The following is a 12639-nucleotide window of genomic DNA, read 5'->3' as shown; positions in this document are numbered from 1 at the left end:
CTTTGGGTCAGGCGGTCCATGTTTGTTTGGGCCGCGCGGCGGCCCGTTTGTGCTCCCAAGCTCAAGGTTCGAAGCAAACGCACAGGGAAGAGCATTGCAAGAAAACAATTCATGAAAAAAGCAAATAAAACATTGGCTTAGGTCGTCGCAATACAGTAATGTTAATGCATAAGGAGAGGCCGGAAAGGCCCCCACCATCACCACAGAAGGAAAGTAGATTATGAGCTACATGAATCGCTATATGCGCGGTATGTCCAACGGCGGCTTTGCATCCGGTGAAGCCTTGAGTAACGAAGAGCTGCGCGCCCATGTCCCGTCGATCTTTGCCAGCGAGGCACATGAAAGCCGTTCGGAGCGTTTCGCCCCTATCTCAACCATCGAAGTTCTGGACGAGTTGCGCGTCGAAGGTTTTGACCCGTTCTTTGCCCAGCAAGCCCGCACCCGTATCGCGGGGAAAGAGGCGTTCACCAAGCACATGTTGCGCTTGCGCCACCGTTCGATCACCAACGCCGAAGGTGAAGCGTTCGAGATCATTTTGGTGAATGCAAATGACGGTACATCGTCTTACCAGATGATCCCCGGTTTTTTCCGCTTTGTTTGTGCCAATGGCCTCATGGTTGGTGACACGTTCAACGATGTGAAAGTCCGTCATAGCGGAAATGCGGCCCATGAAGTCATCGAAGGCGCATACACCGTGCTTGAAGACGCGCCGATCATTGCCGATCAGGTCGAGCGTTTCAAATCCATCACCTTGCAGGACAGCGAGCGCCAGATTTTGGCCGATGCGGCTCACATGCTGCGCTTTCCTGAAGCCTATGGCGAGGATGCCAAAGACGCCCCGGTCAAAGCCTCCGACCTGTTGTCGCCACGCCGTCACGCAGACCGTGGCACCGATCTTTGGTCCGCCTTTAACGTGGTGCAGGAAAACACCATCAAAGGCGGGTTGCGTGGCCGTATCCGAGACGCTCAGGGCCGGATCGCACGCCGCACCACGCGCGAGGTGAAAGGGATCGATCAATCCAAAACCCTCAATCGCGCAATGTGGATGCTCACAGAGCGCATGGCAGAATTGAAGGCCGCCGCGTAAGCGGCCTTCCCCCCCCACATCAAAATCAGGAGCCAAAGACATGGGGCGAAAAGTCATGAAGTCTGGGTTTAAAACCCATGATGTGTTTGCAAATTGGTCGGACGACGAGGGCGAAGAGCACAACGAACTTGTTGGCATTCGGAGTTGCACCAATACTAACGAAAGCGTTGAAATTCTCTTTGTAAAATTTCCGGCCGAGAAATCGGTTATCACGGCTTACCCGATCGAAAGCGAGGACGCATGATGTCAAATAACGTCCCTGATAATCAATCGGCCAAAATTTTCGCGGCGCTTTGTGAAGCGTACCCAGATTGTGACGGCGACGCTGCATCGCTTATTCAATATGCGCTTTGTGATCTCCGTCACCTTGCGGACAAAAGTAATTTGGCGTTTGCACATTTGGACCGTCAGGCTTTCATGGCATATCGGGCTGAGCGTTCATCGAAGGATTGAGCGGATGAAACTCAAATTGATATAAAGAAGAAAGGGGCCTCCTGGCCCCTTCCCTTTTAAATTACTCGGCTATCGCCTCGATGAAGTCCGCAAAATGTGAAGCATAGTAGCGGGCAAGGACTGTTCCATCAGGCTCGAATGGGCTTTGCGCCTCAACATTCAGAATTTTGGACTTCAGCTCGTCGTTTACAGTAATATCAATACGATACTTTGTAGATTCCGCAGGTGAATAGATTACCCTCTCGGGTGTCTTGGCTTCGACATAAGCTCTGAACTGCAAAATCATGGTGCGTTTCGCGTTCGTGCGACTTTGCTCACTCAGCTGACCTAGCAGTCGGTCGATTTTCGCAACAGTCTTTTGGTCGAGTTCCAAAAAAAGGCTTTTGCGGGTCGTGGTGCCGGGCTTACTCGCTTTTACCGATTGTTCTTTAGGTTGCGTCGTGGGTTTTGGTTCTGAGACAGGCTTTGGTTGCGAAACTTGTTTAGGTCTTGTTTCCGCCTTTGCTTTGTTGGTTGCAGGGCTTGCGGGCGCCGGTTTAGGTGCGTCAGCTGCCCGTCTATTCTCCAACTCTGACGGCACAGGTGCTTTCTTGAAAGAGCTCAGAGGATCGGGTCGTTTGCCTGTCAGCAATCCTTTGCTCTTCATGCTGCCGCCTCCTCTTCTGCCTGAATTGTTGCATCGACTTCGGCCAGCAAATCTTTGCATTGATCAAGAGCCGCTTCCATGCGCTGAATTTCCATCTTCTCAAGGCCGGTTGCGGTTGGTCCGTAAATTTCAATGCTGCGGCCCAAGAGGCCGCGCATGACCAAATCGCGGAAAATGGAATTGTCCTTGATTTCGGTTTCAAGCATCGGGAAGCCTTTTAGCGCAGTCTCAATGTAACTTTTTTGAGCCGCATCCATTTTAGCTTTCATTTTTGTGAGGACAACACGAGCTGCGCCGACTTCGCCAGTCTCGGCAAGATCCTTGATAATTTCAAGCGCGCCGGGCAATTCCATCAGGTCGAGCGCGGAAGGCGCGAAGGGCAAAAGCGTCAATTCTGCATATCGTAGGCACGATTGGTTAAAGGGATGGTCTACCCCGGCCAGGTTAAGCAGACAGTAATCATATTTGCCGCTATCCTCGGCTTCAACCAAAGCTGTTTCGAGATCGACAAGCGAAGTTGCCTCGTAATGCATGTATGCGACATCGAACCCATCGGCCCATCTGTCTCCACTATGCGCTTGATACGCGGCAAATGATTGGTGCGGGTCGCAATCAACCAGAAATGCGGTTTGACCCTTCGCTTGGATTGCGGAGGCCAGCATCATAAGCGCGGTCGTTTTGCCTGTGCCGCCTTTATGACTGTATGCGGTGATAACCTTCATGTTTTCTTCTCCAAAATGCTCTGAGTAGAAAATGCCAATGCGTTTCATGCGTGTCAAGCGTTTGGTGCGGTGGTGCGTCGCTTGCGTTAGTTCCGGTGGTGCGTCGCTTGCGTTGGTTCCGGTGGTGCGGCGCTTGCGTTGGTTCCGGTGGTGCGGCGCTTGCGTTGGTTCCGGTGGTGCGTCGCTTGCGTTAGTTCCGGTGGTGCGTCGCTTGCGTTGGTTCCGGTGGTGCGTCGCTTGCGTTAGTTCCGGTGGTGCGTCTCTTGCGTTGGTTCCGGTGGTGCGTCGCTTGCGTTAGTTCCGGTGGTGCGTCGCTTGCGTTGGTTCCGGTGGTGCGTCGCTTGCGTTAGTTCCGGTGGTGCGTCGCTTGCGTTAGTTCCGGTGGTGCGTCGCTTGCGTTAGTTCCGGTGGTGCGTCGCTTGCGTTGGTTCCGGTGGTGCGGCGCTTGCGTTAGTTCCGGTGGTGCGGCGCTTGCGTTAGTTCCGGTGGTGCGGCGCTTGCGTTAGTTCCGGTGGTGCCGAGGTTGATTAAGGATTTCGGTAACTTCCCCGCGTTTCTGTGCGGGATGGGGTAGGGTAGGGGGAGCCACTTGCTCGCAGACCCCCATTTTTTCGCCGATACGGGCCTTTTGGCGCTTTTTAGGTGTCAGGGTAGCTAATCGGCATTCATGAGGCCCTACTGGGGAAAATTCGCACCATCTGTTCTTTGTAAAAAGTTCGGGTCACTGTCGCACTGTTCCCCGCAAGGCCTTCATAGGCGGATTTGCCGTTTTTGAGAGGTAGACCAGCCCACACCCCAGCAAGATTGTCCATGAAGCGGTCTAAGCTAATTTGGCCGGAAATAAATTCCGCATAGCCTGCTTCTACGATCAGTATATTTGCCAATCCGTCTTGAACCGCTGGAGTGAAGGTCACACCCAGATCCACTTTTGTTTGGTCTACAAGGTAGCTGAGCGTTTTAGGAATGATTTGGTAGCGCCCAATTGCATGCTGTTGATTTGGTGTCGCTTCAATCCATTCGAAAATTTCCGCGAATGTCATCTGTGTGGGCTTTTTCTCCGGTCTGATCTTAGCTCTATGCTGGATTGCATCATAACCATGCGCTGAACTTTCTGCGTACTGAATCAGGGCCCGGATTTTCCCAAGCTCATCAGTTTCTTTCGGCATTACGAATTCTTTTCGTCCCTGTGATCCACCAGGTGAAATGAGAGCGAAATTTTTACTCGCAAAGGACGACACATCATTAGGGGCAGTATAGAAAGATGAACCAGGCGAGGGCAGGGCGATTATCTCAGGTTTTACCTCGAAGGATGATCCGCCGGTCCAATTGCTTTGCCCTTCGGTCCACCCGTTTGCGACCGCGATCGCGGGGGTCATGAAAAGCAGGGTCGCGGTCGCGGTGTTCCAAATCCAAGCGCGCGATTTTCCAAGATGGAAGGGGGGAAGAGGGAAGCTGCCGCTTGCGCCGTCGAGCGGGAGGGCACTTCGTTTCACACTCCTGTGACCATCCGTGCCGGATGGAAGTCTACACACCTGACGCAGCAAGCTGCCCGTTAGCCTCAAGCCTTTATAAATAAAGGCTTTTTCGGCGATTTTGGTCCATAAGGCCCGGCACCTCTTGTTTTTCTTTGTTTTCAGTGGGTTAGTTTTCTTGTGCCATGTTGTGCCACGCCTGTGCCACGCTCTGCCACGGGGGCTAAATGCCGTTTTAGCGTTCGTCATCGTCGCGCTCCAATTCATTTTCTTCGCGCTCAAGCGTGCTCGCTTGAAGCATCTGATCCAGCACCCGTGTCTCTTCGTCATAGGAGAATTCGGGTATCTCCAAGCCTTCGCGTTGACGCCAAAGCGCCATTGTTGCCCGCAGTTCTACCAGCGCAGGTTCCGCTTTTTCATAGAGTCGTTCGGCCTGTTCATTGCTCGTAGCTCCTGCGATGATCATAATCCGACGGATCACACTCAGCTCGCGCACCACTTGCCCGACCGTCATCATCAGGCCGCGCATGGCCGAATTTTGTCCCGTGACCAGCTGGGTCATACGTCCGTTGAGTTTGTCGAATTCCTCCTGAAGCCGTCGATTGACTTCTTTTTCAATGGTGCGGTCTTGGATCAGTGCCGCGATCCCGGCTTCGAGATGTTCGGCGCTCGGCACTTGCCCAGGTGGAGTGTTTCGTAGCGCAATGTTTCGGGCTTCAGGTCCGAGGACGAAGCGCAATTTGTCCGTGAGATTGTCTTTCCTCATTTAATCGGTCCTTCTTTTTGAATTTGCTTCTGTTCAATTTCTGTGAGTGTTTGGTTCAATGTCTGGTCATTGGTGATGTCTGACCGCTCCGCAGCCTTCATCTTGTTCTGCTGTTGCTGAAGGATTTCCGAGACGTTGCCAGCATCACGTTCTTGCTCTTTGGCAGGGTAGGGGGCCTGTTCTGCCATTTTCTTCTCATGATCGTCCTTGTGCTTTTGCAGGTAAGCATCGAGGGCCGTAGGGCGCTCGCCCGTGTTCTTTTCGATCTTGTCAGCAAGGTCATCAGGCTTATCAGTGATCAGCGTGACAGTATCTTTGGCGCGCGAAATGTTCACATAGAACGACTTTTGGTCACTCAAATGTTCATTTGCGGTCATTCCAACGATAATTTTTTCGACGGTTGCACCCTGAAAGTCGTGCGCGGTGGCCGCATAAGTGTGGTCCAGACCTCGGGCAGCAAGGCTATCGGATCGAAAGAAAATCTCTTCTCCTTTGTCACTTTTGACCTTCACGCCTGCGTCTGACATCTCCGTAATCTGTCCTCGCAGACCATTGATTGCCCGATTTTCTTTATCCGTGATCGCGAATTTTACGCGATCCCCGACCGCGAATTCGCGTGGCGTCTCCTGATATGCTACGAGTTGGCTTGCAACTTTCGCGTCTTGTCCATTTCCCAGCCTCACTTCGATAGGTTCGCCACCCTTTTCCGGCATGACTGTGATTGTGTTTCGTTTGACGTTTTCATCGGTCACTCGGTAGAGGCCGTTTCTTTCAAGTCCAGCGATTTTTGCGAGTGATTGAACAATGTCCCCGGCTTTGTAACTCGCCGCGTCTTTGGCTTCGGCTTTCGTGAAGGAGAGGGGTGTCAATGATTTTAGCTGGATGTCCTCCCGCGCGATCCGGCCTTCGTCTTTCAGTGTTTCGCGGATCTCTTTGTTGACGGCCTCGCGTACTTTGTTTGTCAGCACGACGATGCCGGTTCTTTCGCGCACTTCGCTATGCAGGTTGAGCCATGTCTGAGCGATCTCCTGCGGGATTTTTCGATCTTCCCCAGGTGTTCGAATGTCCCCGATCTTTTCGAAGGCGGCTTTCACTTCACCGCGAATGGCAAAGAGAACGGCAGCTTTCGTGTCTTCATTCCGTTGGCGCTGAATATCCGTCATCATTGCCGTTGGAAGACCAGCCTTTTGTAGTTGCGCGAACGGCGAACCTGCGCTGACAGCTGAAAGCTGCTTTGTGTCGCCTACCAAAATCACTCGGGCATATTTTTGGGCATTGGCGACCTCTAAGACCGCTCGCATATCTTTGGTGCTGAGCATCCCCGCCTCATCGACAAGGAGAATGGTTTTGCTCTTGTCGTCCCCCGTTGTTTGGGATGCCCCTCGTAAGAGGAAGCTTGCGACGGTTGTTGGCGTATCAGCGACGCTCGCCATTTCTCCGACAGCTTTGTTGGTAGGCGCCAGCGCTTCCATTTGATAGCCGTTCTTTTCAGCATGAGATCGAAGCGTTTCCAGCATGTAGGTTTTTCCGGTCCCCGCGTGTCCCTGAACAGCCCTGAAACGACCTTTCCCCGTAAGCCCTATAATGACCGCTTCTTTCTGGCCGTCGCTCAGAGATGACTTTGCCAGCGCTCTTTCGAGAATTTTTTCTCCTGATCTCTCGACGAGACCGGCCGAATTTCTCCGAGCTGACAGCTTTACACCACTCGTTTTCGAAGCCTTCCGAAACTCCCTGATCGCCATGCGTTCATGCGCCAAGGTTTGATCGTCGGTATAGAGGCGCACAGTCTGTCGCTCTTGTTCTACAGTTTTGGATTCGGGGTTGGGTTCCCGCTCGATGACGTTGGCCGTCCATTCATTGCGGTGCGCTTCTACCCATTCGCCTTTTTCGTTCTTGACCTGGATAGGCGTTTGGCCCCCGACAGTCAGGTGAACCGAACTGCCGACGATTGCTTTCTGTTCTGTCAGGGTTTTTTCTAGGCCGATGCCCCAAACCGTTCGGTCTCCCGCTGGCGTGCTGACCGTGACGAAGTAGGAATCGCGCTTTTTAGGGTCATTTTGGTAGGGTGCCGCACCCATTTTAACGATGTTGCCAGTGAAACCTTCACCGCGTACCGTTTCCGTGACTTCTCTCTCCTTCCAATCATGCACATGCACGGGGACCAATCGTCCCTCCTGTTCCTTTTGCATAATCGAATTTTCGAGCTGATAAATGCCGGCCTTGGTAGACCGATTGAGGGCCGTGCGCAAAATGTCGCCTTGAGAGTAAACAGCACTTCTTTCGCTAACGTGCTCAATCGCATATTCGACCAACGTGTTCGCGGGGTTTTGGGGTAGGGCGCTTTCAATGCCGTTTTTTTTTGTGACGCCCGGCAGTCGTGTGGCAAGTGAGTGTGTGGCTCGATCGCTCACCTCTTTCAACTGATCTAATGAGACACCAAGGGCTTTCGCTTCTTGCTGCCAAGCCTCGCGAAGTTCCCCGCGATCGACACCATGCCGTTTGTTTGGACGCGACGCGAGCGCGGCCCATGCACTGTTTTGCGCCGTTGCAGTGCGATTGTCTTTGTCCAGCGTTTCCTCGATCTCTTTACGCCGCTTCGAAAACCCTTCCATCAAGTCTTTGGAGACGCCCTTGATTTCCGTGATCCCATCTTTTCCTTGTCGTCTAACATCGAAGCCGGCCTTTTCGAGGTTCATTGCCAGTTCATTGCGATAGACCGCGCCGATCAGCATCTTGTTCCGATATATTTCCTCATTGCTCAAGGCCGTCCATTTGTCGTCCTTTAAAACCATATTCTGAATGACGGCATGGGTGTGCAATTGAGGATCGAGCGCCCTCGACGTGTCATGTCGAAAAAGCCCTGCCACCATTTTGCCAGGCTCTTTGACAATTTTCCCATCCACTTCGCGGCGCGTGGTCACGAAGCGATCTTCGACGTAGCTCATAGCAGCTTTCACCGCGTCGTCATGTGCCGCGATCACACGTTCATCTCCCGCAACGAGACCTAGGATAGACACGGATTTGGAGGCTGAAAATGTGAGGTCTATTCCGGGCCTGTGTTGTCGTTCCCTATTGACGAAGCGACCAAGTGTTTGCCCTTCTTTCCAGTCGCCCTTTTCATCTTTTTCGACCGGCGGAGCATGCCCCTCAAGCATAGCTGAAAAGGTTTGATCGTCGACGCGGCCCGAAAACTCGGACTGACCTTTGTCGGCCAATTCTTCAGCCCCTTTCCCGAACCAGCTGGCTGCCGCTTCAGCTTCTGGGCTACCCTCGATGTAATACCCTTCGGCTTTGTAATATCCGCTCGCTGCCGCACCTCCAGAAACGTTGCTTGCAGACATCATAGCAGTGTTCCTTGTTCGTCCATCGCCTGTTCAAGAGGGTCATCTGATGGGGTAGGGGAGAGAGGCGCAGTGTCGAACTCCACTTCTTCGGTCTCAGCCGACAGTATTTCGCCTTGTTCGGCGAGCTGGCGCGTCACCGCGTAAGAGGGAACGTTCTTTTCATGTTCATGCTTTGGGCTTTGATGTGATCGTGTTGAGACCATCGCCCCAAGGTTGGGCGTCAGGCGATAGAGCGGAGTTTCTATGCCCTCCAAGCGCTGCCTGTAGTAGTGGTCCCATAAAAGGTCGTCAGGTACGCCAGTGAGCGGCGCAACCATGCGCTCCGTCGAAGTGTCATAGGCCGGAGTTGCCCCTTTCGTTCGCCAGCGCTCGAAAGCGTCAATCTGTTGGCGAGGTGTCCATGTTTCGAACTTTGTTTTCCGTTCTTCGGCGACTTCGTTCAGAAGGTCAGGGGCGTAGTGCGAGGATAGTGACTCTTGGCTTGTTTCAGGCGAGGGGGCTTTTTTCGGGTCCATCCCATCCAAATCAAAACCGCTGCCGGTATATGGGACCAGCTTTTCGGCTTTTGGCGGCACACTGACAGGCTCAAACATCACCTTAGCCGTGGGTGCATCATATGCGAACCGTACAAAGGCTTCGAACTGGGGTAGGGCTTGGATTTCTGAAGCAGTCACAATGGGGCGCTCGACACGCTGGCTCACAAACGCCACCCCATCGCGGCTTTCATGAGCACCGAAGCTGAGGTTTTCCCGTTGTTCTAGAACGTCCTCAAAGCCCAATGATTCAGAGAACAGTTTTGCGGTTCGGGCATCAGGCGTGTTGAAAACAAGTCGGTTGTTCAGCGTCCCGGCAATGGATTGTGCACCCTTCTCGCCGTAGATGTCTTCGAGCTGTGAGTAGACCTGATACCCAAGGACGAATGCCCCGCCGAATTGTCGAATTTCCGCCAACTTGGAGACGAGGAAGGGAAGACGATTGAGGGAAGGCACCTCATCGAGAAAGAACCACAACGAAGGATCGCGCGTTTCTTCGCATGTCATCAGTGCGTTCGCCGCGACTTCCACGATTGTTGAGATGATGTTTCTCGTTGCGGCCGAGTGTTCGGCATCGCCTGTTAAAAAGATGAATCCAGGCTTGTTCGATTTGACCCAATTGCGGATCGAGAAAGGTTCCCCATCATCACGGAGAAATTCGAGAAAGCGTAGTTCTGCAATCATGTTCGCGCGGATGGATGCAGACGTTTTTTCGACGTGTTTTCCAAAGAAGTGCGCCCCCGGTGTGCCGGCCAGAAGTTGTTCGAGTTCATCAGCCGAAATCGTCATAATCGCCCGTCGAAGATCCGCATTTGTCGGGTTTTTTCCTTTGATCAAGGACCGCGCGGCATATTCGAAGACAAGACGCGCGGTCTGAGACCAAAAAGGATCGTTCGTGCCAGGTTTTTGCGGGATCATCACTTCCGCAATCTGGGCCAACGCTTCAGGCGTATTTGCCTCTAGGAAGGGCGACCAAACAGCAGACCTCTGATCAAATGGATTGATAATGATGTCAGTTTCGGGATCGTAAAAATCGCGAAGGAGGCCGCCCATCCGGTCATAAATAATCGCACGTCCGGAGTGCTCACGGATCATGATTAGCATTTCTTTGAGGGCGTTGGTCTTACCGACACCAACCGTACCGAAAACTCCGGTCTGTGCTTCGACGGCGTTTGGTGGGAAAGGAATCGAGGCCACGGTGTATTGCGGACCTTTTTTGACATTGCGGCCGAAGCGCTTGCGATATGCCTTCCACTTTTGCTTTGACCAGCGGGCCAATTCCTCCTGATCGATAAGCCGTGAGCCACGCACATGCTCATTTTCGCCAAGGCCGCGGCCTACCCATGCGAATATCAATGCGCTTAGCACAAGCACAAATGCGGCAGGTATCGAGGCATAAAAAGCGAACTTCTTGGAATTGGTTGAATATTCCTCGGCGACGGCAATCATTTGAAGGTCTTGTGAAATCGCTTGTGAGGTGCGTGTTCGCCGCTTGCCAGTGTGATCCATGTAGGAAATTTCTTTGTCAGGCTTGCCTGATGCGACGTTGAAATTTGCCGTCCAGCTCGTGAACGTTTCTCGCATATAGGGCAGTTCGTAATTCACCGCGACAAGCACCCCGTAGGTGATCGTAAACGCGCCAACTGCCATAAAGAGCGAGGTGCGAATGACCTGCGCTGCCATGCGCCACCAGTGTTGTGTTGTCTGGCCTCCGCGAACGAATTTCGTGGATTGATTCTTGCGGATCATGGATCTTCCCTTTTGGGTGCTAAAACTAATTTCTGGATCAAAACTAAGTATTACATTAATACTGAGTTTTGAATACAAACTGTTTTTAGGTATTGAAAGGAAGTTTCGATGCGTTTCACGATGAAACGAGCGCTGATAACTGCAATCTTTATAGGAGGGGCGCTTCCTGCCGCTGCCGAAAACTCGAAAGATCAGACGGGCTCACCTGAATACACACAGGAGTTTGGCAGCCAAGTGCGTGCATATCTCTTGAACAATCCCGAAGTGGTTTTGGAAGTGTTCACAATCCTTGAGCGTCAAGAGACAGAGAAACTTGCCAAGCGCGAAATGGAGCGTCTGCGTTCTTATGAGCAGGAACTTTTCTACAGCTCCTCACCGATCAAAGGAAACCCTACGGCACCAATCCAAATTGTTGAGTTTTTTGACTATCAATGCGGGTATTGCAAAGCCGCCGCTTCGGAACTTCATAAAATTCTCGAAAATCGCGACGATGTTTCTTTCGTTCTGAAGGAATTTCCGATTTTGGGTCAAACTTCTGAGGATGCTAGCCGTATTGCACTGGCTATCCGGGCCGAACATGGAGATGAGGCATATGTGCAGTTTCACGATGACATGCTGAACTATCGTGGTTCCGCTCTGAATGCCGCTACGCTTGCAGCTTTGGTGGGTGCCGCTGGGTTTGATTACGAGGCCCTTGTCTCCCGTGGGAAGGAAAATGACATCACTTCGACGCTGATTGAAAACAAAAAACTGGCACAGGCTCTTTCGATCAACGGGACACCCGCATTCGTTTTCAATGACGGGGTGGTTTCGGGGATGATGGATGCCGCCCGCATTGAAGCCCGAATTTCCAAAATCACAACTACGAACTAACGAGTTTCCATACGGTCACAGTAGCCGCGTAATTCGTTTTATGTAAAATTGACAACTAAGGATCAATCTCATGACCCCGTTTTTTGAACTCGCTCAGGTCGTAAAAGTTTTTATTGCATCTCTTACGCTCGCAGGGTGTGTCGCCGGAGGAACGGCATCTAACATGACCACTTCAAACATGGCCGTATCCGGCCTTTTGCAAGCCAATGAGCCGCCTTCAAAAGCTGATTATGCTCTTTCATGTCAGGAAGTTCATCAGCGTGTAGAAAACCTGTACGCGCGGTACTCCGTGCTCGAAAAGGAACAGCGTGCCCGGCAGCAGCAAGCGTCTCTGATCAACGGCGTGGTTGGAATGGGCACCACAATGGTCGGCGGCAACGCCATAATGAATGCAGGCTCTGCCACCGCAATTCGCAACGCGTCTCTGGCTGCGAACTACGGTGGTAACGCACTTTCGGCGCTTGCGTCCCAGGAATCGAGCACTCAACAGCTCAAGGATGTCAATGACACTATGCTCATTGCCAAGCGGATCGGCCAGCTGGAGAAGGTCAAATTCGAGAAGGGCTGCTAGCAAGTTTTTAAGTGCTCTTCAGACTGTTTTGGCTATGCAGCCTCCAACGAAATTTCGACAGCCCTTCGGAAAATTCTGAAGGGCTATTTTTTGTTCTCTTTTTGTGCTAAGATCTTTTCCCAGTTTTATGAGGGTAGAATAATGTCCGCTGCAAAGATTAAATCATTGAAAATGTCGAAGTATGCTGCGCTGATTGCAGCGACTTTTTTTGTGCTGGGTATTTCACTAAATGCAGCATGGTTTATTTTTGGCGCATGGTTTGGTTTTGTCGCGTTAATCCTGTATTTCACGCCTGCCGGAAAACTAACGGATGTCAATGGTCCTCGCATGGACCGCATGACTGTTGGTTCCTTTGAATATGAATTTATGTTTCCACAAGCGCAGGTTTCGCCCCAAGTGCATGAAGACACTCGGGGCTAACTG

At 52.1% G+C, this 12639-nt stretch carries 11 protein-coding genes; 5 read left to right on the top strand and 6 right to left on the bottom strand.

Annotated elements, in window-relative coordinates; all coding sequences use genetic code 11:
* Positions 1-220 precede the first annotated feature (220 nt).
* Both LC094_RS20960 and LC094_RS20955 read left to right on the top strand, forming a co-directional pair.
* Positions 221-1087 carry a DUF932 domain-containing protein gene (locus tag LC094_RS20960; protein ID WP_449727675.1) on the top strand — a complete coding sequence of 289 codons (867 nt, stop codon included), beginning with the start codon at positions 221-223 and terminating at the stop codon, positions 1085-1087.
* A gap of 40 nt (positions 1088-1127) precedes the next feature.
* Complete coding sequence (locus LC094_RS20955) at positions 1128-1331, top strand: hypothetical protein (protein ID WP_226554750.1); 204 nt, start codon at positions 1128-1130, stop codon at positions 1329-1331.
* A gap of 270 nt (positions 1332-1601) precedes the next feature.
* Here the strand turns inward: LC094_RS20955 and LC094_RS20950 are convergent, their stop codons facing one another.
* The 6 genes from LC094_RS20950 to LC094_RS20925 form a co-directional block, all read right to left on the bottom strand.
* Complete coding sequence (locus LC094_RS20950; RefSeq protein WP_226554749.1) at positions 1602-2186, bottom strand: hypothetical protein; 585 nt, start codon at positions 2184-2186, stop codon at positions 1602-1604.
* Complete coding sequence (locus LC094_RS20945) at positions 2183-2956, bottom strand: ParA family protein (RefSeq protein WP_226554748.1); 774 nt, start codon at positions 2954-2956, stop codon at positions 2183-2185. Before LC094_RS20945 ends, LC094_RS20950 begins: the two co-directional genes overlap by 4 nt.
* A 617-nt stretch (positions 2957-3573) precedes the next feature.
* Positions 3574-4629: a lysozyme family protein gene (locus tag LC094_RS20940; protein ID WP_226554747.1), complete on the bottom strand. Its 1056-nt coding sequence runs from the start codon at positions 4627-4629 to the stop codon at positions 3574-3576.
* On the bottom strand, positions 4616-5146 hold the full coding sequence (locus tag LC094_RS20935) for a hypothetical protein (protein WP_226554746.1): 531 nt from the start codon (positions 5144-5146) through the stop codon (positions 4616-4618). The genes LC094_RS20940 and LC094_RS20935 overlap by 14 nt, the downstream gene beginning before the upstream one ends.
* Positions 5143-8490 carry a MobF family relaxase gene (mobF, locus tag LC094_RS20930; RefSeq protein WP_226554745.1) on the bottom strand — a complete coding sequence of 1116 codons (3348 nt, stop codon included), beginning with the start codon at positions 8488-8490 and terminating at the stop codon, positions 5143-5145. The genes LC094_RS20935 and mobF overlap by 4 nt, the downstream gene beginning before the upstream one ends.
* Complete coding sequence (locus LC094_RS20925) at positions 8487-10772, bottom strand: type IV secretion system DNA-binding domain-containing protein (protein ID WP_226554744.1); 2286 nt, start codon at positions 10770-10772, stop codon at positions 8487-8489. Before LC094_RS20925 ends, mobF begins: the two co-directional genes overlap by 4 nt.
* 108 nt (positions 10773-10880) lie before the next feature.
* On the opposite strand from LC094_RS20925, the gene LC094_RS20920 reads away from it, so the two are divergent.
* The 3 genes from LC094_RS20920 (at position 10881) to LC094_RS20910 (ending at position 12636) form a co-directional block, all read left to right on the top strand.
* On the top strand, positions 10881-11645 hold the full coding sequence (locus tag LC094_RS20920) for a DsbA family protein (protein WP_226554743.1): 765 nt from the start codon (positions 10881-10883) through the stop codon (positions 11643-11645).
* A gap of 70 nt (positions 11646-11715) precedes the next feature.
* The gene (locus LC094_RS20915) at positions 11716-12216 is read left to right on the top strand and encodes a hypothetical protein (RefSeq protein WP_226554742.1); all 501 of its coding nucleotides are present in this window, start codon (positions 11716-11718) and stop codon (positions 12214-12216) included.
* Positions 12217-12357: 141 nt separating this feature from the next.
* Positions 12358-12636 (top strand): hypothetical protein, encoded by a 279-nt coding sequence (locus LC094_RS20910; protein ID WP_226554741.1) that lies wholly within the window; start codon positions 12358-12360, stop codon positions 12634-12636.
* Positions 12637-12639: the final 3 nt, after the last annotated feature.

The sequence above is a fragment of the Celeribacter naphthalenivorans genome, from assembly GCF_020524585.1.
Taxonomy (GTDB): Bacteria; Pseudomonadota; Alphaproteobacteria; order Rhodobacterales; family Rhodobacteraceae; genus Celeribacter; species Celeribacter naphthalenivorans.
Note: the sequence above shows the minus strand (reverse complement) of the source record. Positions and strands in the feature narration are given on the sequence as shown.

Excerpts from the sequence above, each read along its gene's own strand:
- LC094_RS20960 (WP_449727675.1), top strand. The coding sequence starts at position 221 with ATGAGCTACATGAATCGCTATATGCGCGGTATGTCCAACGGCGGCTTT.
- LC094_RS20955 (WP_226554750.1), top strand. The coding sequence starts at position 1,128 with ATGGGGCGAAAAGTCATGAAGTCTGGGTTTAAAACCCATGATGTGTTT.
- LC094_RS20950 (WP_226554749.1), bottom strand. The coding sequence starts at position 2,186 with ATGAAGAGCAAAGGATTGCTGACAGGCAAACGACCCGATCCTCTGAGC.
- LC094_RS20945 (WP_226554748.1), bottom strand. The coding sequence starts at position 2,956 with ATGAAACGCATTGGCATTTTCTACTCAGAGCATTTTGGAGAAGAAAAC.
- LC094_RS20940 (WP_226554747.1), bottom strand. The coding sequence starts at position 4,629 with ATGACGAACGCTAAAACGGCATTTAGCCCCCGTGGCAGAGCGTGGCAC.
- LC094_RS20935 (WP_226554746.1), bottom strand. The coding sequence starts at position 5,146 with ATGAGGAAAGACAATCTCACGGACAAATTGCGCTTCGTCCTCGGACCT.
- mobF (WP_226554745.1), bottom strand. The coding sequence starts at position 8,490 with ATGATGTCTGCAAGCAACGTTTCTGGAGGTGCGGCAGCGAGCGGATAT.
- LC094_RS20925 (WP_226554744.1), bottom strand. The coding sequence starts at position 10,772 with ATGATCCGCAAGAATCAATCCACGAAATTCGTTCGCGGAGGCCAGACA.
- LC094_RS20920 (WP_226554743.1), top strand. The coding sequence starts at position 10,881 with ATGCGTTTCACGATGAAACGAGCGCTGATAACTGCAATCTTTATAGGA.
- LC094_RS20915 (WP_226554742.1), top strand. The coding sequence starts at position 11,716 with ATGACCCCGTTTTTTGAACTCGCTCAGGTCGTAAAAGTTTTTATTGCA.
- LC094_RS20910 (WP_226554741.1), top strand. The coding sequence starts at position 12,358 with ATGTCCGCTGCAAAGATTAAATCATTGAAAATGTCGAAGTATGCTGCG.